Source organism: Primorskyibacter sp. S87, assembly GCF_049801055.1.
Classification (GTDB): domain Bacteria; phylum Pseudomonadota; class Alphaproteobacteria; order Rhodobacterales; family Rhodobacteraceae; genus JBNAGF01.
Window position 1 is genome coordinate 138,276 of sequence record NZ_JBNAGF010000005.1, and the last position, 19,331, is coordinate 157,606.

The 19,331-nt window shown below is 57.9% G+C and carries 20 protein-coding genes; 12 read left to right on the forward strand and 8 right to left on the reverse strand.

What is annotated here, in order from left to right:
- The first annotated feature begins 66 nt into the window (after nucleotides 1-66).
- The gene (trxC, locus tag ACP15U_RS10695) at nucleotides 67-492 is read left to right on the forward strand and encodes a thioredoxin TrxC (protein WP_425045137.1); all 426 of its coding nucleotides are present in this window, start codon (nucleotides 67-69) and stop codon (nucleotides 490-492) included.
- 49 nt (nucleotides 493-541) lie between these two features.
- On the opposite strand, the gene ACP15U_RS10700 is transcribed toward trxC, so the two are convergent.
- Nucleotides 542-748, reverse strand: a complete 207-nt coding sequence (locus tag ACP15U_RS10700; protein ID WP_425045138.1) for a cold-shock protein — start codon at nucleotides 746-748, stop codon at nucleotides 542-544.
- A gap of 247 nt (nucleotides 749-995) precedes the next feature.
- Between ACP15U_RS10700 and ACP15U_RS10705 the strand changes: the two genes are divergently transcribed.
- Complete coding sequence (locus ACP15U_RS10705) at nucleotides 996-1,286, forward strand: hypothetical protein (protein WP_425045139.1); 291 nt, start codon at nucleotides 996-998, stop codon at nucleotides 1,284-1,286.
- A gap of 365 nt (nucleotides 1,287-1,651) precedes the next feature.
- Here the strand turns inward: ACP15U_RS10705 and ettA are convergent, their stop codons facing one another.
- Nucleotides 1,652-3,307, reverse strand: coding sequence for an energy-dependent translational throttle protein EttA (gene ettA, locus ACP15U_RS10710; protein ID WP_425045140.1), 1,656 nt, complete (start codon nucleotides 3,305-3,307; stop codon nucleotides 1,652-1,654).
- A 154-nt stretch (nucleotides 3,308-3,461) separates the two neighbouring features.
- Here ettA and ACP15U_RS10715 point away from each other — a divergent pair, with 154 nt between their 5' ends.
- Nucleotides 3,462-4,070 carry a nicotinate-nucleotide adenylyltransferase gene (locus tag ACP15U_RS10715; protein ID WP_425045141.1) on the forward strand — a complete coding sequence of 203 codons (609 nt, stop codon included), beginning with the start codon at nucleotides 3,462-3,464 and terminating at the stop codon, nucleotides 4,068-4,070.
- Between the two features lie 87 nt (nucleotides 4,071-4,157).
- On the forward strand, nucleotides 4,158-5,654 hold the full coding sequence (gene dacB, locus ACP15U_RS10720) for a D-alanyl-D-alanine carboxypeptidase/D-alanyl-D-alanine endopeptidase (protein WP_425045142.1): 1,497 nt from the start codon (nucleotides 4,158-4,160) through the stop codon (nucleotides 5,652-5,654).
- A gap of 22 nt (nucleotides 5,655-5,676) precedes the next feature.
- Here dacB and ACP15U_RS10725 read toward each other — a convergent pair whose 3' ends face one another.
- Complete coding sequence (locus ACP15U_RS10725) at nucleotides 5,677-6,099, reverse strand: tellurite resistance TerB family protein (RefSeq protein ID WP_425045143.1); 423 nt, start codon at nucleotides 6,097-6,099, stop codon at nucleotides 5,677-5,679.
- A gap of 293 nt (nucleotides 6,100-6,392) precedes the next feature.
- On the opposite strand from ACP15U_RS10725, the gene ACP15U_RS10730 reads away from it, so the two are divergent.
- From ACP15U_RS10730 to ACP15U_RS10740, 3 genes are all read left to right on the forward strand, one after another.
- Entirely contained in the window at nucleotides 6,393-7,973 is a 1,581-nt protein-coding gene (locus tag ACP15U_RS10730; RefSeq protein WP_425045144.1) for a lysine--tRNA ligase, read from the forward strand.
- Nucleotides 7,974-8,021: 48 nt separating this feature from the next.
- Nucleotides 8,022-8,423 (forward strand): DUF4864 domain-containing protein, encoded by a 402-nt coding sequence (locus tag ACP15U_RS10735; protein ID WP_425045145.1) that lies wholly within the window; start codon nucleotides 8,022-8,024, stop codon nucleotides 8,421-8,423.
- Nucleotides 8,424-8,580: 157 nt separating this feature from the next.
- Nucleotides 8,581-10,869 (forward strand): glycosyl hydrolase family 28-related protein, encoded by a 2,289-nt coding sequence (locus tag ACP15U_RS10740; protein ID WP_425045146.1) that lies wholly within the window; start codon nucleotides 8,581-8,583, stop codon nucleotides 10,867-10,869.
- On the opposite strand, the gene ACP15U_RS10745 is transcribed toward ACP15U_RS10740, so the two are convergent.
- The gene (locus ACP15U_RS10745; protein ID WP_425045147.1) at nucleotides 10,870-11,352 is read right to left on the reverse strand and encodes a HugZ family protein; all 483 of its coding nucleotides are present in this window, start codon (nucleotides 11,350-11,352) and stop codon (nucleotides 10,870-10,872) included.
- 48 nt (nucleotides 11,353-11,400) lie between these two features.
- A complete protein-coding gene (locus tag ACP15U_RS10750; protein WP_425045148.1) occupies nucleotides 11,401-12,051 on the reverse strand; it encodes a hypothetical protein in 651 nt (216 codons plus the stop codon).
- Between the two features lie 194 nt (nucleotides 12,052-12,245).
- Here ACP15U_RS10750 and parA point away from each other — a divergent pair, with 194 nt between their 5' ends.
- From parA to ACP15U_RS10775, 5 genes are all read left to right on the forward strand, one after another.
- Nucleotides 12,246-12,878 (forward strand): ParA family partition ATPase, encoded by a 633-nt coding sequence (gene parA, locus ACP15U_RS10755; RefSeq protein ID WP_425045149.1) that lies wholly within the window; start codon nucleotides 12,246-12,248, stop codon nucleotides 12,876-12,878.
- Nucleotides 12,879-12,907: 29 nt separating this feature from the next.
- On the forward strand, nucleotides 12,908-13,228 hold the full coding sequence (locus tag ACP15U_RS10760) for an antibiotic biosynthesis monooxygenase family protein (RefSeq protein WP_425045150.1): 321 nt from the start codon (nucleotides 12,908-12,910) through the stop codon (nucleotides 13,226-13,228).
- Between the two features lie 116 nt (nucleotides 13,229-13,344).
- Complete coding sequence (locus tag ACP15U_RS10765) at nucleotides 13,345-13,752, forward strand: universal stress protein (protein WP_425045151.1); 408 nt, start codon at nucleotides 13,345-13,347, stop codon at nucleotides 13,750-13,752.
- Between the two features lie 131 nt (nucleotides 13,753-13,883).
- Complete coding sequence (locus ACP15U_RS10770) at nucleotides 13,884-15,059, forward strand: adenylate/guanylate cyclase domain-containing protein (protein WP_425045152.1); 1,176 nt, start codon at nucleotides 13,884-13,886, stop codon at nucleotides 15,057-15,059.
- A 135-nt stretch (nucleotides 15,060-15,194) separates the two neighbouring features.
- A complete protein-coding gene (locus tag ACP15U_RS10775; RefSeq protein WP_425045153.1) occupies nucleotides 15,195-15,743 on the forward strand; it encodes a GNAT family N-acetyltransferase in 549 nt (182 codons plus the stop codon).
- 100 nt (nucleotides 15,744-15,843) lie between these two features.
- On the opposite strand, the gene ACP15U_RS10780 is transcribed toward ACP15U_RS10775, so the two are convergent.
- The 3 genes from ACP15U_RS10780 to ACP15U_RS10790 all read right to left on the reverse strand — a co-directional run bounded on the left by ACP15U_RS10780 (nucleotide 15,844) and on the right by ACP15U_RS10790 (nucleotide 19,330).
- Nucleotides 15,844-16,701 (reverse strand): DUF302 domain-containing protein, encoded by an 858-nt coding sequence (locus tag ACP15U_RS10780; RefSeq protein WP_425045154.1) that lies wholly within the window; start codon nucleotides 16,699-16,701, stop codon nucleotides 15,844-15,846.
- An 80-nt stretch (nucleotides 16,702-16,781) separates the two neighbouring features.
- On the reverse strand, nucleotides 16,782-18,980 hold the full coding sequence (uvrB, locus tag ACP15U_RS10785) for an excinuclease ABC subunit UvrB (RefSeq protein ID WP_425045155.1): 2,199 nt from the start codon (nucleotides 18,978-18,980) through the stop codon (nucleotides 16,782-16,784).
- A 110-nt stretch (nucleotides 18,981-19,090) separates the two neighbouring features.
- Nucleotides 19,091-19,330: a hypothetical protein gene (locus ACP15U_RS10790; RefSeq protein ID WP_425045156.1), complete on the reverse strand. Its 240-nt coding sequence runs from the start codon at nucleotides 19,328-19,330 to the stop codon at nucleotides 19,091-19,093.
- Between the last annotated feature and the right edge of the window lies 1 nt (nucleotide 19,331).

The window sequence follows — 19,331 nt, forward strand, 5'->3', positions numbered from 1 at the left end:
CGGGGCGCTTCTAGACCTATCTGATTTTTGGAATGTTAACTGCGAACTCGTCGGAGGAGGATATCAGTGGGCGACAAGACCCTGACCTGCCTTGGCTGTGGCCAATTGAATCGCGTGCCTGACGCAAAACTCTCATCGGACCCGAAATGCGGAAAATGTGGCGTAGGGTTGATGACCGGGCAAGCTGTGGACGTGGATCCAGCCCGGCTGGAGAAAGCAGCACGGAACGACGATTTACCGCTTGTGGTGGATTTCTGGGCACCGTGGTGCGGGCCGTGCAAGATGATGGCGCCCGAATTCGCCAAGGCTGCGAAATCCCTCAATGGCAAAGCGCGTCTGGTAAAACTGGACACTCAGAAACACCAGTCAACCGGCGGACGATATCGCATCCGCGGTATTCCGACCATGGTGGCCTTTGAGCGAGGTAAGGAGAAAAAACGCCAGTCTGGTGCAATGCGCGCGGGGCAGATTGTCGGCTGGGTTCAGGGATAGAATTGGAAAGTGGGTTGGACGGGCCGAGCGGCCCGTCCGGCTGCAGGCCTTAGGCCAGAGCAATATCGTCGGCGCTTTCGCGGCCGTCACGGCCGGCGCGCAGCTCGTACGTGACTTTCTGGTTGTCGGCCAGGCCGGTCAGGCCCGAACGCTCGACAGCAGAGATGTGTACAAACACGTCTTTGCCACCTTCGTCAGGTGCGATGAAGCCGAAGCCTTTAGTGGTGTTGAACCATTTCACGGTACCGCTGGGCATATCCGTGGTCTCCTTTATTTTTGCTGCCCACGTGATTGCGGCAGCCCGGCGTCGTCGTCTGTATCGATAGACTGAATGCCGGAGGACGGAGACAGTGGTCGAAATAGAAAAACGTTAGCACCGAGAGATATGGCAGTCAGAGAGCCGTCTGACAAGTGCAGGTTTCGAGATCCTGCTGTCGGACCCGGACAAATCTTCAGGGATTTGCTAGACTTGCCCTACCGCAACATGAATAGGGGAGGGAAAGATGCGCTATGTGACGATCACCACCTGGGAAAATGCGGACGGGGCCGATTACGACCTCACGCTGGGAAGTATTCTGGACAAGAGGATGCCGGCGCTCAAGGCGTTGGGCGCGACACGGATTACAGTCGTGCGCACCAGCGAGCGCACCAGTGCCGCGATAACGGAATGGCCGGACGGCGCCACGCGGGATGCCGCCGAAGCCGCGATCGCCGCAGTGCGGGAGAAGGTCCATACCGAAGATTTCTCGCGCCTGACCGGCGAGATGAAGGGCGAGGTCGTGGCCGAACTCTGACGGCCCGAGCCGCCCTTCGGCCGCCGGGGTTTTTAGGGCTAGCTTGCCCCATGTGCCTGATATGTCCTGTCTGGTGCCGGAGATTGCCTGATAAGAAAGGCGGCGCCGCCAGTCGGAAGAAGGAACGGGATCTCTCCCGCGCCATGATAGCTGTCAAATGCACCCCTGGTGCCAGCAGGGGCCCGTTTCCTGATGCGCCGGGCGTGTCAGACCCGGAACGTATGTCGCGACGGGAGGGAAGATGCAGGCGGAGGGTTGAAGTTCAGTGAGTGCAGTGCGCGTTGCAGGATTCGAGTGAGTCGTGATGCGAACGCGCCTGCTTGCGCAGACGCTGCCTCGCACCCGGTCGCGATTCGCGGAGCGATTTATCGAACGAACTTTTTGTGCTTCAACCGCTTGGGTTCCAGCGCGTCCGGTCCCAGGCGGCGCTTCTTGTCCTCTTCGTAGTCCTCGAAATTGCCCTCGAACCATTCCACGTGGGCATCGCCCTCAAAGGCGAGGATGTGCGTGCAGATGCGGTCGAGGAAGAAGCGGTCGTGCGAGATGACCACGGCGCAACCGGCGAAATCTACGAGTGCGTCTTCCAAAGCGCGGAGGGTTTCCACGTCAAGGTCGTTGGTAGGTTCGTCGAGCAGGATGACGTTGCCGCCTTCTTTCAGCAGGCGCGCCATGTGGACGCGGTTGCGTTCACCGCCCGAGAGAAGCGAGACCTTTTTTTGCTGGTCGCCACCCTTGAAGTTGAACGACGAGCAATAGGCGCGGGAGTTGACCTGAGCGTCGCCCAGTTCGATCAGTTCCGCCCCGCCCGAGATGGCCTCCCACACGGTGTCATTGTCGGCCAGATCATCACGGGACTGATCGACATAGGAGAGTTTCACCGTGTCGCCCAGTTCGATCCTGCCCGAATCGGGCTCTTCCTGACCGGTCAGCATCTTAAACAGCGTGGATTTACCCGCACCGTTCGGGCCGATCACGCCGACGATGCCGCCGGGCGGCAGCGAGAAGGTCAGATCCTCGATCAACTGCTTGTCGCCCATGTGCTTGGCGAGGTTTTCCACCTCGATTACTTTGCTGCCCAGGCGCGGGCCGTTCGGGATGATGATCTGAGCGCGGGATAGCTTTTCGCGTTCGGACTGGTTGGCCATTTCGTTGTAGGCGGCGATCCGGGCCTTGGACTTGGCCTGACGCGCCTTCTGGCCTTGACGCATCCATTCCAGCTCGCGTTCCAGTGTCTTCTGCTTGGCCTTGTCCTCGCGGGCTTCCTGTTCCAGCCGCTTGGCCTTTTGTTCCAGCCACGCGGAGTAGTTTCCTTCGTAGGGGATGCCGCGGCCGCGGTCGAGTTCGAGGATCCAGCCGGTGATATCATCGAGGAAATAGCGGTCGTGGGTGACGATCAGGATGGTGCCCTTGTAGTCGATCAGGTGCTGTTGCAACCAAGCGATGGTCTCGGCGTCAAGGTGGTTGGTCGGTTCGTCCAAAAGCAGCATGTCAGGTGCTTCCAGCAGAAGTTTGCAGAGCGCGACGCGGCGTTTCTCACCACCCGAAAGTGTCGCGACATCGGCATCGTCGGGCGGACAACGCAGCGCCTCCATCGATACGTCGACCTGACTGTCGAGATCCCAGAGATTCTGGCTGTCGATCTCGTCTTGCAACTGCGCCATTTCGTCGGCGGTCTCGTCCGAATAGTTCATCGCCAGTTCGTTGAACCGGTCCAGTTTGGCCTTTTTGGCGGCTACGCCGAGCATGACATTGTCGCGCACCGAAAGGTTTGGGTCGAGCTCGGGTTCCTGCGGCAGATACCCGACCTTGGCGCCCTCTGCGGCCCAAGCCTCGCCGGTGAAATCGGTGTCGAGACCGGCCATGATCTTCATCAGGGTGGATTTACCGGCGCCGTTTACGCCGACCACACCGATCTTTACGCCGGGCAGAAAACTTAGGTGGATATTCTCAAAGCATTTCTTGCCACCGGGATAGGTCTTGGAGACACCCTGCATGTGGTAGACATATTGATAGGCGGCCATGGTTTGCTCCGGGCTTGGATGTGATCGACGCCGTTGTCTATCCACAGAGCCGGGCAAGGGCAATATGCGGCGTTGAATGAGACCGGCGATCCGGGACAGCTGTAAGCATTCCGTCGATTGATTTTCCGGGCGGTTTAGGTGCATCAACGGTCCGATGAGAAACGGAGTTCCTTTTGCACGTCCCGGACAGCGCATCGGTCTGTTCGGCGGGTCTTTTGATCCGCCGCATGAGGGTCATGTTCACGTTACCCGGACGTCTCTCAAGAAGTTTGGCCTCGATGCGGTGTGGTGGTTGGTCAGCCCGGGCAACCCGCTCAAGGAGCGGGGTCCGGCTCCGCTGGAGCAGCGGCTGGCCGCGGCCAGAAGCCTGATGCAACATCCGAGGGTCAAGGTGACCGGGATCGAAGAGCAACTGGGTACCCGGGCAACAATTGACACCCTAGATGCGTTGCAGGCCCGGTGCCCCGGCGTGCGGTTTGTGTGGATCATGGGCGCGGACAACCTTGCGCAGTTCCACAATTGGGACCGTTGGCGTCAGATTCTGGACTCGGTTCCAGTAGGGGTTGTGGCTCGCCCGGGTGATCGAATCTCTGCCCGCATGTCTCCGGCCGCTCAGATCTACAGGCAATTCAGGCTGGACGGGCAGGCGTCTCACATGCTGGGCCGCGCAGAGGCACCGGCATGGTGTTTCGTTAACATGCCTATGATGCCGCACAGTTCGACTGCAATCCGCGAGAAGGGTACTTGGGTTTCCAGTCGCTGATGCTGCTCAGAGTCCTTGCTGCGACAGGTGAGAAAAACATGAAAATGGGCGCTTGTCTGACTTGATTGACTGCCATTTAATCGAAGCATGACCGCAAAACTAACCCGCCGAGTTTTTCTGAGCGGCTTGTCCGCGTTGATCCCTGTTGGAACCGCGTGGGCGAACGCACCGGCCACGTCTCTGAGACCGCAACCGCGCAGTGCACGCGCGGTGAAACTGGCATCGGGCGGAGTCGAATCCGTTGTCGCAAGGGCAGGCCTGCGGGGAGAGGTCGTCTGCGCAGTGGCTCATGCCGAGACCGGGTTGGAACTGGAGGCACTGGGCGGTGGAAAGGGATTGCCGCCAGCCAGTGTAGCAAAGGCATTGACTGCGCTTTATGCGCTGGAAACGCTCGGTGCTTCTTATCGGTTCGAGACCAGTTTGGTGGCAACCGGGGGGGTGGCAAACGGGGTTGTTCAAGGTGATCTTATACTGCTGGGCGGCGGCGACCCGACGCTGGACACGGATGGGTTGGCGCGCCTTGCGGCAAACCTCAAGGCTGCGGGTGTGCGGGAGGTCCGCGGTGAATTCAAGGTTTGTGACGGGGCGCTTCCTTTTGTTGCCAGCATCGACCCCGATCAACCGGATCATGTCGGATACAGCCCGGCAGTGTCGGGGATCGCCCTGAACTTCAACCGCGTGCATTTCGAGTGGAAACGCTCGGGGCAAGGTTACTCGGTGGCAATGGACGCAAGAACCGAGAAATACCGCCCGCAGGTGGACATTGCCCGGATGAAAGTCATGAAGAGGTCGCTGCCTGTGTACACCTATGCCGACAAGCAGGGACGCGACCAGTGGACCGTGGCAAGCGGAGCTTTGGGCAAGGGAGGCGCGCGGTGGTTGCCGGTTCGTAAGCCGGCCGCCTATGCAGGGGACGTATTCCGCACATTGGCACGTTCGAACGGGATTGTTTTGAAAGCGGCCAAAACAACACGGGTTCTGCCGAAGGGTGGTCAGGTTTTGGCGGTTCATGAGAGCGTAGATTTGCAGAAAATCGTCCAGAACATGTTGAAGTACTCCAACAACCTTACCGCCGAAATGGTCGGAATGTCGGCGACCGTCGCGCGTGGGAAAAAGCCCGCCAACCTTCGGGCTTCGGGTCAGGAGATGAGCAGTTGGGCCGCGACTCGCTATGGAATGTCCGGCACACGGCTGGTTGACCATTCGGGGCTCGGGGACGCTTCACGCATGACGCCGCAGGATCTGGTTGGAGCGCTGGTGGCGGCGCGAAAAACCGTCGACCTGCGCCCTCTGCTCAAGACGTTTCCGATGCGGGATTCCAAGGGGCGGGTCGACAAATCACACTCGATCCGAGTGGATGCCAAAACCGGGACGTTGAATTTCGTGTCCGGGCTGGGTGGCTACATGACTGCTGGCGACGGCACCGAAATGGCCTTTGCCATATTCACGGCGGACACCAAGACCCGGTCGCGGATCAAGCGTGCAGATCGGGAACGCCCCGAGGGTGCAAGAGCGTGGAACCGGCAATCGAAAAGGCTCCAGCAGGCACTCATTGAGCGCTGGGGGCGAGTCTATGGTAGTTGACCGTCAGACCAGCGACGCGCGATCAGACCACGTGGCGCGCGCGAGCCCCACGTTCGATCCCGGCTGCATGCAGGCGGTCAATGTTTAGCTCGTGGCGGATTTCTTCGAGCAGTCTCAGTTCTGGCTCGGCCAGTGACCCATCGGCAGCTGCCACGTCACAGGCCAGCGCATAGGCGGTTTCATGCAGCCGCTCCGGCAGGTCACCGCGGATCAGACCAAACAATGCGTCCAGCCCGTCTTCCTGTTCGAAAAGATCAAACACGGTTTGCGACACACGTTGTATGCGGTCTATGTCGTAATTGGCAAAAACCGGAAGCATGTTCACAGCGGATTGGATCTTGACCAATTCGGCGGTGCGGATGTTTTCATCCGAAGCTGAGACAGCAACCATGATCGCCACGAGGCAATCCTGAGGTGTCATCGGATGGGTAGGCGTCTCGGTCATTGTCCTGTCCTGATTGCCGTTTTCTGCCTGTGCACGATACGGAGCCGCAAGGAAGGGTTCAACACCCGGTTCGGGTTTTTGCGTCAATCCTTCGCTGCGGCCCGGTCGACCGTTTGACTCCGGAGGAAAGTTCTACTGTTTCCTGACGCGGGAAGCCTTAGGGTTTTTTTGTGCGCCATCGAAAACTTTGGAGCGCGGCGGCTTGGTTTGTTGACTCATGCTGCACTGGCACAATAGGAGGGGCCGGGTCGATTGCATGGGGCGATCGAGATCCTTTCCCGTTGGAGAATGACATGTCCGAATTGCGTGAAACCGCTGTTGCGTCCAAGGCCTGGCCTTTCGAAGAGGCGCGGCGGGTGCTCAAACGGTATCGGAATGCGCCCCCGGAAAAAGGATATGTCCTGTTTCAGACAGGATACGGGCCATCCGGCCTTCCGCATATCGGCACATTTGGCGAAGTCGCGCGGACTTCGATGGTGCGCCATGCATTTGAACAGATTTCCGATATTCCAACCAAGCTAATTTGTTTCTCGGACGACATGGACGGTTTCCGGAAGGTTCCGACCAATGTTCCGATGCAGGAGGAGCTGAAGGAAGATCTGCATCTGCCGCTGACCAAGGTGCGCGATCCGTTTGGCACACATGAGGGTTTTGCCCAGCACAACAACGCGATGCTGTGCGATTTTCTGGACAGTTTTGGGTTCGAATACGAATTTGCCTCGGCCACGGACTATTACACCAGCGGCAGGTTCGACGAGATGTTGCTGATAGCTCTGGAGCGGTTTGACAAAATCCAGGAAATCATGCTGCCGACGCTTGGGCCGGAACGGCGAGAAACGTATTCATGCTTCCTGCCGGTCAGCCCCAAGACAGGCCATGTGCTGCAGGTGCCGACGCTGGAACGGAATGTCGCGAAAGGCACGATCGTCTACGAAGAACCGGACGGCGAGCGGGTTGAGATCCCGGTCACCGGGGGCAACGTCAAAATGCAGTGGAAACCGGACTGGGCGATGCGCTGGGCGGCGCTGGGGGTCGATTACGAGATGTCGGGCAAGGATCTGATCGACTCTGTGACCCAGTCGACTAAGATTTGCCGAGCGCTGGGAAAGCAGCCGCCCGAGAGCCTCAGCTATGAGTTGTTCAACGACGAAAACGGCCAGAAGATCTCAAAGTCGAAAGGCAATGGTCTGTCGATGGAGGAGTGGCTGACCTATGCCGCGCCGGAGAGCCTGTCGTATTTCATGTATCAGAAGCCAAAGACGGCCAAGCGGTTGTTCTTTGACGTGATCCCCAAAGCTGTGGACGAATATCACCAGCAGTTGCGTGCGTTCCCGGGACAGGAACTGAAGGCTCAGCTCAACAACCCGGTTTGGCATATCCACGGCGGAGATGTCCCGGAGTCGACCCTGATTGTGCCATTTGGCATGCTGCTGAACCTTGCCTCTGTTTCCGGGGCTGAAGACAAGGATGCGCTCTGGGGGTTCATTCGACGCTATGCGCCTGATGCTTCAGCCGAGACGCATCCTGATCTCGATCAGGCTGCCGGCTTTGCTGTGCGGTACTTCAACGATTTCGTGAAACCGACCCGCACCTATCGGGCACCCACCGATGCGGAACGGGAAGCCCTGGCCTTGCTGCGCGATATGCTGAGCGGCTATGACGGGCCGATCGAGGACGAGGCGCTGCAATCGGTTGTATATGCGGTAGGCCGGGAACGGTTCGACCCGCTGCGGAGTTGGTTCACGGCCCTGTACGAAGTGTTGCTTGGGGCGTCTCAGGGGCCAAGGTTCGGAGGGTTCATCGCACTCTATGGGGTGCCGGAAACCATCGCTCTGATCGACAAGGCGCTGGCTGGCGAACTGGCCTCGGATTGAACTGCAACGGTGTTGCGCTAGCTCTCTCCTGAAAGCAGGGAGAGAGCCATGCGACACTACATATTCGGGTTGTGCATTTGGCTGGCACTGTCAGTCAGTGCAGCGGCTCAGAATTCTGAAATAGAATCCAAGATCAACGGCCAGATCGAGGCCTTTCAGCGTGATGATTTCAACGCCGCGTTTTCCTATGCCAGCCCGGGAATCCAAGGCATTTTCGGAACAGCGGAGCGGTTCGGCCAGATGGTTCGAAATGGCTACCCAATGGTGTGGCGACCATCTGAAATACGCTTTCTAGAGCTGCGCGAAATAGCCGGATCCTTGTGGCAGAAGGTCATGATCACCGACAGCACAGGTCGCGTGCACCTATTGGATTATCAAATGCTTGATCTTGATAATGAATGGAAAATCAACGCGGTACACCTGTTGCCGCCGCAGGATGAGGCAGCTTGATCCCGAAGTTGAGCAACGCCTGTCGTGACGGTGCCTTGAGCCCGGGTTAACTCATTCCCCTTACCCCCAGTTCCCGCGTCCGGGTCAGACCCGGAGCGGGGATTATTCTGCGCGTCCAGTGGTCAGAGCCGCGGGTGCAATTGGGAAAGGGAACACCATGAACAAGGCAATTACCGACGGAATTCAGTTCATGCCGCCCGCGTTTGCGGACGGTCTGGATGTCTGGTCCAGTGGCGACGGCACACCTGGGTCTGACAGCTACGAAAACGCTGCCAACGCGGTGATCGTGCCGGCGGATCAGGACTTTGGCGGGTGCCTGGAATTGCAAAAAACCAGTTCGGTCCAAAAGTTGCGTTTCATCGGGCAGACGCAGCTCCTGCCGGGTTGTTATTTACAGATCAAGGCTCGCGTCAAAGCCATCAGCGGGTCGCTGCCGTCTGTACGCATAGCAGGTTGGGCCGGCGGGTCTGGCGGCAACCATGTCAGCGGTTTGGACGAAACCGGGCCATCTGTGACGCTGACCAGCTATGGAGACGTGGTAGAAGTTTCAGCGATCGTCGGCACCGGGCTTCGCGGGGGCGTGGACATGGTTTGGGGCGATGGGGCAATCTTTGGCCATTTCGGGCTGGATCTGACCGGGCAGAACGGCGGCATCGTCCGAATTGACGACATACAGATCACTGACGTTACGAGTGTTTTCCTGCGCGACATGTTGAACATGGTCGACGTGCGGGATTTTGGCGCTGTTGGTGACGGGGTAACGGATGACACGGCAGCCTTTGAAGCTGCAGATTCCGCAGCGGGCGGCGGGCGCGAAATCTGGGTGCCGCGCGGAACCTTTTTTCTGGGGCAGACGGTTTCTTTGGCGAATCCTGTGCGGTTTGGCGGCCGAGTCACCATGCCGTCGGATGCGATGTTGCTGTGTACGAAAAACTTTGATCTGCCGACTTACATTGATGCCTTCGGCGACGAAGCCGTGGCCTTTGGGAAAGCCTTTCAGGCGCTTCTGAACAACACCGATCATGAATCGCTTGATATGGGTGGTCGGAAAATCCAATTGAACGCGCCCTTGGACATGCAGGGCTTCGTCCCCAACAAGACGAGCTATGAAACCCGCCGGGTGATCCGCAACGGCCAGCTTGAAGCACTGGAGAGTCCGGCGTGGAACACTCAGGTGTTCACGTCTCAGGCGACATACGACTCCTCCGATTCCCGCAAGTTGAGGAACGTCGCCAATGTGGCGAGCATTCCGGTCGGCAGCCTTGTTTCCGGGAGTGGGGTTGGTCGTGAGATCTACGTGAAGTCCCGAGATCCCAGCACTGGTGAAGTCACCCTAAACGCCCCACTATTTGATGCGGCGGGAACTCAGGTGTTCACCTTCACTTCGTATAAATATTTGTTGGATTTCTCTGGGTTCAACAAGCTCAGCAAATTCGAACTGGCAGGGTTGGAGTTGCAGTGCAACGGCCGGTGCAGCGGTGTCCGGCTTGCTCCGGCGGGTGCCACATTTCAGATGCAGCACAGTTACATCAGCCGGCCTAAGGACAGAGGCATCACCTCGATCGGAGAGGGGTGTCAGGGGATGTTGATCGACAATTGTCAGTTTCTGTCATCAGAGGATGGGTTGAATGTTGACGACCGGGTTTCGATCGCGGTGAACACCAACGCGAACGATGTGAAGTTGCGGCACAACCGGGCAACCCGGTTTCGGCATTTCGCAATCCTTGCCGGCAGTAACAACGTGGTGCTCGGCAACCATTTCTTTCAGGGCGACGGTGTTCAGAACGGGGTGCGAACGGCCGGTATCGTGATCGCGAGCGCTTATACCAGCACCGCGATTTCCGGTAACTACATTGATAACTCTTTTGTGGAGTGGACGAATGAGCGCGACGCTACTCCAGAATTCGTGTCCGGGTTTTCGTTCAGTGCGATGAGCATTACCGACAACGTATTCTTGTCGGGATCGGTGGCGCCCTGGTTCAGCTACATCGTGATCAAACCGCACGGGGCCGGGCATTTTCTAAACGGGTTGACGGTTACGGGCAATAAGTTCCGTTCGATAAACGGTTACATAGACCGGGTCGACCGGGTTGATTCGAGCTTTTCCTCGCTAGATGGAAACCGTCACAAGAACATCACTTTCGCAGCGAACTCGTTTCATGGCGTCAGTCTTGCCACGGCAAACCCACTGCGTGTGCATCACGACCAGTTGACGGTCGCCCAGACCTGGACGGTCGGTTCTGGCTCGCGATTGCCGTTTGGTGGACGCGCGCGCGGGGTGGACAGCGTGACGGCCATCGAGCCCGTGCGCAACAGTGGTAATGGGATCGAGTTCATGATGCCGTATCTGGATCTGGAGCAGGGTGCGGGTAAGGATGCAATTTCGGTGCATTGGTCCAAGCCGGTTAGCGGCAAGGTCACGGCAACACTTCGAATCGACAAGTGATCAGTCAGGGAAATGGAGATCTTCCGGTGAAAGCCTGAATGCCTTGCCGAACCCGCCATTCAGGAATGCCGATAGCGGGTTGAAACGGACAAAGTGAAAATCGGCGAACCCGATATACAGTTTGGCCTTGGGATGGTCGCGCAGGTAATGCGCGGCCAATTTGTCATAGCCTGATGCATCGTGGTCGATCAACGTTGCACGAACCTTTAGAGCCAGACGCGGATGCGTCAGCGGATCACCCTTTGGACCGGGTTCACCTATAAGGAGGGAGCATTCGGGACAGGAGCGCAGCACTGTGGTGTGACCGGAGAGTTCCGATACCAGCGACACGGGTACGCCATCGTCATCAAGCCCGAAAGCGACCCGGCTGACCGTGGGCCAGCCATCGTCGTTTACCGCCAGAACCGCAGATCTGGATCGCGTCAGCAGTTTCCGGGCCATTTCACGGGCAGCGTCATCAGTTGGGCGGATCGGGGATGGCATTGGGGGCTCCGTTGGGTCGCCATATGGTTCCGACTCATGGATAGCGGATCAGAACGTCTGCCACAGCCCCAGTTTCACTCCAACACCGCTTTGGATAGATTTCCGTTCAAAGCCTATGAGCCATGTCGTGTCTTTCCAATCGAACATCAGCGAGGGAGTGACCGTCCAGAAAAATTCACCTTCTTTGATCTGGGAAGTTTCGATCTGCAGGAGGGGGCGAAGTTTCGACCCGGTCGAAAGACCGAGAGTCGTGTCAAGTTTGTAGATCGCTTGCCCGAGGCCAGAGCGATATTCAAACGCCGTATCCACTAAAAACCATCCATTGCCCCAAGGCGATTGAAACCCGCGCCCGGCGGAAAGAGTGAGTTTTTGCATTCTGGCCCAGTCTGGCCCGATGTGATCCGCTCCTGCTGCCAATTCAATCGCCAAAGACCAGTCGTTGAGGTTTCTCGCCATAGGCAGGCGCAGGAAAGCGAGCGCGTGTCCGGTTAGATTACCGTGTTCATTGATGTCCAGTCCCAGTGTCAGAGCGGGCCACAGCCCATATTCTGCATAAAGTGTAGAACTGGTGCCAGGAAGGTTGGGATCGGACCGTGCGGTCATCGTTGCTGCAAGAAATGCTGTTCCGGGTTCTCTCAGCCATGCCCCAGCATAAGCCGGCTGCAGCAAGGCCATGAATGGCAAGGATAGAAATAGCAATCCCCGCACCGCCACACCTCAATCTGCCTGCATCCGGCACGATCATGGCTACTGATGGTTAACGACCTGTAAACCGGGAAGCATGCCAGGATTAGTGGCCATCTGCGGCCTATCCGCCGCTATCCGGGTCTGCGCTTGCGTCGCGCGGTGACGCGACTAGTTTGCGCCACTGCAACAAGTAAAAAGGCCGAAGCATGGGCTATGTTATAACCATCGCACAGCAGAAAGGTGGCGCTGGAAAGACCACGCTAGCCGTGAATCTTGCAGTTGCCTTTTCGAAGGCCGGAAAATCGGTCGCCCTGATGGATACGGATCCTCAGGGCAGCGCAGGGCGCTGGTTTATGGCCCGTATCGACAGATTGGGCGAGCCGGATATCGAGTTTTCAACCGCTTCGGCCTGGGGTGTCGGATATGAGGTGCGCAAGCTTTCCGAAGCGAATGATATCGTAATCATAGACACACCACCAAAAGCCGACAGCGATCTGCGCCCGGCACTGCGGGAGGCTGATCTGGTTCTGGTTCCGGTGGCGACTTCGCATCTGGATCTGTGGGCCGTCGAGGCCGTTCTGCATCTCGCAGACCGTGAACATCGCCCGGCCATGCTTGTGATGACCCGCGCCCGACCCGGCACGCGACTGGCAGCGGATGTTCTGGAACAGGCTGGCCAACTGGATGCGGCTCTTGCCGAGACACCGATGGCAAACCGCGTTGTCTATGCCGAGACATTGGGACAGGGAAAAGCCGCGCTCGAGGCACCCAAAGGACCGGCCCATGACGAAGTTCAGAAATTGCGGATGGAAATCGAGAGCACTTTGAAAAAGCTGTGATAGGCTGGGCATCGCAGAAGGAGGAAACGATGCCAAAAATCGCTCAGGACGCTGAGATTCAAACCGTTATCACCACTTTCGAAATGACGCCCGGCACTTGTCAGGATCTACTAGATGCGCTGACAGACGCCTACTCAGGCTTTATTTCCAAGCAGCCCGGATTCATTTCGGCGGGGTTGCACGTAAACGACGCCCAGACCCGCATTGCCAACTATTCGCAGTGGAAACGCCGCGAGGATTTCCAGGCGATGCTGCGCTCACCGGAAATGCGCGAGCGAAACCGCCGGATAAACGAGCTATGCCGCAGTTTCGAACCTGTCATGTATGAGGTTGTCGGCACGTTTGATTAACAGCGTGCAACGGGCAATGATCTCACTGAACCGCCGCCAGATCCGGTATGACACGGATCAAGGCGCCTGACCCTGAATTCCGGCTATACTGCAAACAACTTCAAAGGAGCTGCGATATGTATCACAACATTCTCGTACCGATTTCGTTTGATTCCGAACGTGACACCACTGCGCCGCTGAAACTTGCGCAATTGCTGGCCACGCCCGAGGCGAATATCACGCTGCTGCATGTTGTGGAGCATATTCCCGGTTATGCTGTCTCGTACATGCCAGCCGACTACCTGGCGGAAACCCGGCAGGCGATTCAGAGAGAACTGGATGCGATGGCGGCGAAGGTTCCAAACGGGAAGGCGATTGTGATCGAAGGGCACTCTGGCCGGTCGATCCTTGATTGGGCGGACGAACACAAACCCGACCTGATCATCATCGCGTCCCATCGCCCCGGCATGCAGGATTTGTTGCTCGGATCGACCGCGTCTCAGGTGGTCCGGCACGCGGCATGTGCCGTCCACGTGGTGCGCTAGGGTCCAAGTCACCCAAGAATAGGCAAGAACAAAGCGAGGCAGGAAGCGACTGATCCGAGGATCGGTGGAACTTCTGCCTTGTTTCGTTGTGACCTGCGGTGCAGCTTAAGGCAGCATGGGCGGGGTCGAGCATGATCAATCAGCAGAAGCTATCTTCGACGATCAATTGGTTGATCACGGGTGCCCAACCGCCAAAGGAGTTGGACGAGATCGTTCAGGAATGTGCGATCCGTTTGATGGCAACCGGCGTGCCGCTGGATGCGTTTGTCGTCAATGGCATCTTTCTTAATGCGGGCTTTCGCGGGATCCGCACGATCTGGTCCAAGAGAAAAGGCGTGAGGGTTCAGACAATGAACCGCGATTTCATGGATGATGGGGATTTCCTGTCCACCGCTCAATACGCCTGTGTTTCTTCGCAGCGAATGCTGCGCTACCGATTCAACGATGACGACCCCGATGTGGCCAGAGCACAGCGCGATGGCTACAAAGCGGGGAAATACACCGACTTCATTTTTCTTCCTCTCTTCAATGTAGATGGAACCGTTTCAGGTTGTCTGGAGGCCGGAACCCAATCGGCGGGTGGTTTCAGTGAAGAGCAGGTTCTCGCGCTACGGCGTTTGCAGGCGCCGCTTGCCCGGATAAAGGAATACTTTACCGAACGGCGCGACAAGCAGATGACACTGGCAACCTATGTCGGTGAAATTGCCAGTGAAAAGGTTCTCAACGGCAGTATAGGGCTGGGGGACGGAGAGAAAATCTCAGCCGTGATCCTGTTTGCGGACATTGCAGGGTTCACGGACATTTCCAACACATTTGCCGCAGAAGACGTGTTGAAGGTACTGAATCGCTTCTTTGCGGCGGTTGACCGGTCTGTTGGTGAGAACAATGGTGAAATCCTGAAATTTATCGGCGATGGCGTTCTGGCCATTTTCCACACTCCCGATGATCTAACGGCCCAAGAGGGTGCAGCGCTCGCGGCCATTCAGGCCATCGAGCGCGCCCGCAGTGTGTTGTCAAAGCAAGTGGAGGCGACACCGATTCAGTTTCGGGCCTCCCTGCATCTGGGGGATCTGTTCTTTGGAAATGTCGGCAGCGGCGACCGCATGGACTTCACGGCGATCGGCCCGACGGTGAATTTCGCATCCCGCATGCTGGAGGAAGCATCGAAGCAGAACGTATTCGCCGTGTGCTCAGAAGAATTCAATCAGGTCGTTCCTGACCTGAACGCGACAAGAGTCGATTGCGAGTTCAAGGGTTTTTCTGGAACAAACTTGGTCTATGTCTTGACCGATCTGGCAAGTGAATGAAGATTTCGACACCTGCCGACACCGCCGCCTCGGTCAGATCTGAGCGCCCGTGATAGGATTGAGGTGGAACGACACAATGCGAACCCAACAATGGATGAACAGGACACCCATCTGACAGCACCATTCAGGAAGGCAATGGCTGAGGACCTTGAGCAGGTTCTTCCCCTTGCCAGGCAAACAGTTCCCGGATTTGTAGAGGAGTTGTGGCAAAGACTATCGGAGCCGGGCGAAACAGCGGATGACTTCGGACGCCGGGCGCAGGGTGCATTCATCGAGGAAGGGAACATGATCGTCGCGGACCTAAATGACTCAGTTGCGGCGATGTTGATCTCATACCCGATGGCAGATACGCCAAACCCGCATGTCCCCGGGATGGATGACATGTTGAAGCCGCTGATCAGGCTGTTCTCTAAAGCCGCCGGAACCTGGTATCTGCATGGGTTGGCGACGGCTCCTGCATTTGCCGGGCAGGGGCTTGGCACCCGATTGATGGGAATGGCTGAGGATCTGGCTCGGCGTGGGGAAAAAAACCGGATCTCCCTGGTGGTCGTGGATACCAATCTGCAGGCGATTTCCTTTTACGATAGGCGTGGCTACGCCACGACGGCTTCCGAACCGATTGTCAAGGCGGGATGGGACACCACCGCCTTGAACTGGCTGCTGATGGAAAAGCCGCTGCCCTGATCTGATGTCCAGACCCACAGTCCCGCTGGGCGGGCACCATTCGCTGCCAAGAAAACACGAAGGGAAGGTTTTGAGTTCTGTCCTGCTCCGCTCTGCGGTTCTATTTGATTGCCGCTGAGAATGTCGCGGTCAGGCGTTCATTCAGTGCGGCATGCGGGGGAGCCGACCTGCCATAGTGCAATTCCGCCATTGCAGCGATGTCGTTGAAGATCACAACAGACCCACCATCGGGTGACGCATAGACCAGCAGTTTTTGACAAAAGGCGTCGATGCCGATGGACGGAAAATCAGCCATCGCAACACCGCCAGGCGCGGGGCCGCCAAAGAGCAGGAGAACTGCAGGCACGATGTCGGCACCGGAAGCTTTTGCCTGTGCGGAGAAGTCCATTTCACCGAACCAAACCGTGTCGGGCTGGGCTGATATCGTTGCCTTGAGCTTGCTGACAGTGATTGATGTGTCGTGAGAACTACGAAGTTCGATGATGCCAAAGTCGCGGGTCAGCCCAGTTGTGGGCACGGGCCTTGGCTCCGGGTTCGCTATTGCGCCAAGAACAGGTGTCAGACGATCATCAAAGGCTGCCAATGCATCCGTGTCGTCCAGCACATGCCGGAGCCTCAGAAAGCTCGACGACGTATAAATGGCTGATGGCGCGCCGTCTTGAGAGAATGACAAGACCCGGAACGGCAAATCCAGACCGGCCCGAACGTTTTGTCGCAAAAGCCGTGAATTGATCTCGGGGTCCGAGAATATCGAAACGCGCGAAGGCGGCATTTCCACACCCTCGGCGGCGGCAAGTCGGGCATGGTCGACCTCGGTGACAGGGGCCAGACCATGTTCGATCACCGCGGCATTCACGGCGGCCGCAGTTTCGTCCACGCGCTCCTGAGCCGATTGCCCGAAAGCGGGCGCAGCAAAGGCAATGGTCAACCCGGCCACTGCAGACATAATTGTTTTCACGGCCATTTTCCTTCGATTTCTGACCAACAAGTATATGCCGGATCCAGCATTCGCAAATTACTCGGGCGGTCTGGAACCATTTACCGCCGCCGCCTTTTCACGTTCCCGCCGCGTTGGCCCGGCCGCCCTGCTGTGGACCGGCCTTTCGACTTTACGGCATCCTCGGCGGCTTTTTCCACGGCCCATTGCCGCGCCATCGGATCGTCGGCAACGGCCAGATCCACCGCCTCCAATCGCTTTATCTCGTCGCGGATTCTCGCGGCCTCTTCGAACTCGAGGTTCTCCGCAGCCTTGCGCATGTCGTTGCGCAAACCATCAAGATGCGCTTCGAGGTTGGCACCGTGCATCGGTTTGTCGACCTTCGCGGTGACCCGGCTCATATCCGTGTCGCCTTCGTAGAGCCCAGCCAGAACGTCTTCGACATTCTTCCTCACCGTTTCGGGCGTAATTCCATGCGCCTCGTTATAGGCGATCTGTTTCTCGCGTCGGCGGTTGGTTTCATTCAGCGCGCGTTCCATCGACCCGGTTATCCGGTCGGCATACATGATGACGCGGCCATCAGCGTTGCGGGCTGCGCGGCCGATGGTCTGGACCAATGAGGTTTCGGAGCGCAGGAACCCCTCTTTGTCGGCATCCAGAATGGCGACCAGCCCGCATTCGGGGATGTCGAGCCCCTCGCGCAGCAGGTTGATACCGACAAGCACATCAAAGGCGCCAAGGCGCAGGTCGCGCAGGATCTCAATACGCTCAAGCGTGTCGATGTCCGAATGCATGTAGCGAACCTTGATGCCTTGCTCGTGCAGGTATTCTGTCAGGTCCTCGGCCATCCGTTTGGTCAGCGTGGTCACCAGAGTCCGGTATCCGTTTTCGGCGACTTTGCGAACCTCGTCGAGCAGATCGTCGACCTGCATCTCCACTGGCCGGATTTCCACTTCTGGGTCCAACAGCCCGGTGGGCCGGATCACCTGTTCGGTAAAAACGCCCCCGGTCTGGTCCAGTTCCCATCCCGCCGGAGTTGCAGACACAAACACCGATTGCGGGCGCATGGCGTCCCATTCCTCGAACTTGAGGGGGCGGTTGTCCATGCACGAGGGCAGGCGAAACCCATGTTCGGCCAGCGTGAATTTGCGCCGGTAGTCTCCCCGATACATGCCGCCGATCTGAGGCACAGAAACATGAGATTCATCTGCAAAGACAATGGCATGATCTGGGATGAACTCGAACAGGGTCGGGGGCGGTTCACCGGGAGCGCGACCCGTCAGATAGCGCGAGTAGTTTTCGATACCGTTGCAGACACCGGTGGCTTCCAGCATCTCCAGATCAAAGTTTGTGCGCTGCTCCAGCCGCTGTGCTTCCAGCAGTTTGCCTTCTCCGACAAGCTGATCGAGCCGCTGGCGCAGTTCCTTTTTGATGCCGACAATGGCCTGCTGCATCGTAGGCTTGGGCGTCACGTAGTGAGAATTGGCATAAACCCGGATCTGCTCGAACGTGTCGGTTTTTTCGCCGGTCAGGGGGTCGAACTCGGTAATTGCTTCCAGTTCTTCACCAAAGAAGGAAAGCCGCCATGCCCTGTCTTCCAAGTGTGCGGGCCAGATTTCCAGAACGTCGCCGCGCACGCGGAAACTGCCGCGCTGAAAGGCCTGATCGTTGCGCCGGTATTGCTGCGCCACCAGATCTGCAATCACCTGACGTTGATCATATTCGCCGCCGGCCTTCAGATCCTGCGTCATCGCCCCATAGGTTTCGACCGAACCGATACCGTAAATGCACGAGACCGAGGCCACGATGATCACGTCGTCGCGTTCCAGCAGCGCCCGCGTGGCCGAGTGGCGCATCCGGTCGATCTGTTCGTTGATCTGCGATTCTTTTTCTATGTAGGTATCGCTGCGCGGCACATAGGCCTCGGGCTGGTAATAGTCATAGTATGAAACGAAGTACTCAACCGAGTTTTCGGGGAAGAAGCCCTTGAACTCCCCATAAAGCTGTGCCGCCAATGTCTTGTTGGGCGCAAGGATGATTGCAGGGCGCTGGGTCTCGGCGATGACTTTCGCCATGGTGAAGGTTTTGCCGGTGCCGGTGGCGCCCAGAAGAACCTGATCGCGTTCCCCGTCCACGACACCCTGAGACAGTTCGGCAATTGCCGTGGGTTGGTCGCCGGCCGGATCGAATTCCGTGTGCATGACGAATTTCCTGCCACCCTCCAGTTTTGGGCGCGAGCGGACGTCCGGGGCCGGTGCGTTCACGAGAGGCATGGTTTTGTCCGAGTGGGCATAGGGCATTGGCGATTCCTTCTGACCCGTCGGAGTTTGATCTGTTTTTGTTCTTGTTCAAGGGGCATTCCTGCATCGCCCGCATCGAGGCCAGTTCCCCCCGCCTTTCCCTTGCGTTCTCAGAACGTCAGCAAATCCGCGCGCCCCTGTTCCGCGAGTCGCCGATTCAGGTGCTTCGCTTCGGGCAGGCCGAGCTCCAGCGCGTAAACAAAGGCATGGGTGAGGTAGAACCCGGCCGCATCGGCGTCTTGGGCCGCTTCGTGAAGATCTGCGGCCCGGACATAGAGAGCAACCAGCTTCTCCAGATCTTCGGCTGCATGGGCGGCCAGCAAGGCCGCTTCGATCTCGGCCAGATCCATG

What these genes read in the sequence shown, in the direction of transcription:
- ACP15U_RS10700 (WP_425045138.1), bottom strand. Translation starts at nt 748, where the DNA reads ATGCCCAGCGGTACCGTGAAATGGTTCAACACCACTAAAGGCTTCGGC.
- ACP15U_RS10705 (WP_425045139.1), top strand. Translation starts at nt 996, where the DNA reads ATGCGCTATGTGACGATCACCACCTGGGAAAATGCGGACGGGGCCGAT.
- ettA (WP_425045140.1), bottom strand. Translation starts at nt 3,307, where the DNA reads ATGGCCGCCTATCAATATGTCTACCACATGCAGGGTGTCTCCAAGACC.
- ACP15U_RS10715 (WP_425045141.1), top strand. Translation starts at nt 3,462, where the DNA reads ATGAGAAACGGAGTTCCTTTTGCACGTCCCGGACAGCGCATCGGTCTG.
- dacB (WP_425045142.1), top strand. Translation starts at nt 4,158, where the DNA reads ATGACCGCAAAACTAACCCGCCGAGTTTTTCTGAGCGGCTTGTCCGCG.
- ACP15U_RS10725 (WP_425045143.1), bottom strand. Translation starts at nt 6,099, where the DNA reads ATGACCGAGACGCCTACCCATCCGATGACACCTCAGGATTGCCTCGTG.
- ACP15U_RS10730 (WP_425045144.1), top strand. Translation starts at nt 6,393, where the DNA reads ATGTCCGAATTGCGTGAAACCGCTGTTGCGTCCAAGGCCTGGCCTTTC.
- ACP15U_RS10735 (WP_425045145.1), top strand. Translation starts at nt 8,022, where the DNA reads ATGCGACACTACATATTCGGGTTGTGCATTTGGCTGGCACTGTCAGTC.
- ACP15U_RS10740 (WP_425045146.1), top strand. Translation starts at nt 8,581, where the DNA reads ATGAACAAGGCAATTACCGACGGAATTCAGTTCATGCCGCCCGCGTTT.
- ACP15U_RS10745 (WP_425045147.1), bottom strand. Translation starts at nt 11,352, where the DNA reads ATGCCATCCCCGATCCGCCCAACTGATGACGCTGCCCGTGAAATGGCC.
- parA (WP_425045149.1), top strand. Translation starts at nt 12,246, where the DNA reads ATGGGCTATGTTATAACCATCGCACAGCAGAAAGGTGGCGCTGGAAAG.
- ACP15U_RS10760 (WP_425045150.1), top strand. Translation starts at nt 12,908, where the DNA reads ATGCCAAAAATCGCTCAGGACGCTGAGATTCAAACCGTTATCACCACT.
- ACP15U_RS10765 (WP_425045151.1), top strand. Translation starts at nt 13,345, where the DNA reads ATGTATCACAACATTCTCGTACCGATTTCGTTTGATTCCGAACGTGAC.
- ACP15U_RS10770 (WP_425045152.1), top strand. Translation starts at nt 13,884, where the DNA reads ATGATCAATCAGCAGAAGCTATCTTCGACGATCAATTGGTTGATCACG.
- ACP15U_RS10775 (WP_425045153.1), top strand. Translation starts at nt 15,195, where the DNA reads ATGGCTGAGGACCTTGAGCAGGTTCTTCCCCTTGCCAGGCAAACAGTT.
- uvrB (WP_425045155.1), bottom strand. Translation starts at nt 18,980, where the DNA reads ATGCCCTATGCCCACTCGGACAAAACCATGCCTCTCGTGAACGCACCG.
- ACP15U_RS10790 (WP_425045156.1), bottom strand. Translation starts at nt 19,330, where the DNA reads ATGGATCTGGCCGAGATCGAAGCGGCCTTGCTGGCCGCCCATGCAGCC.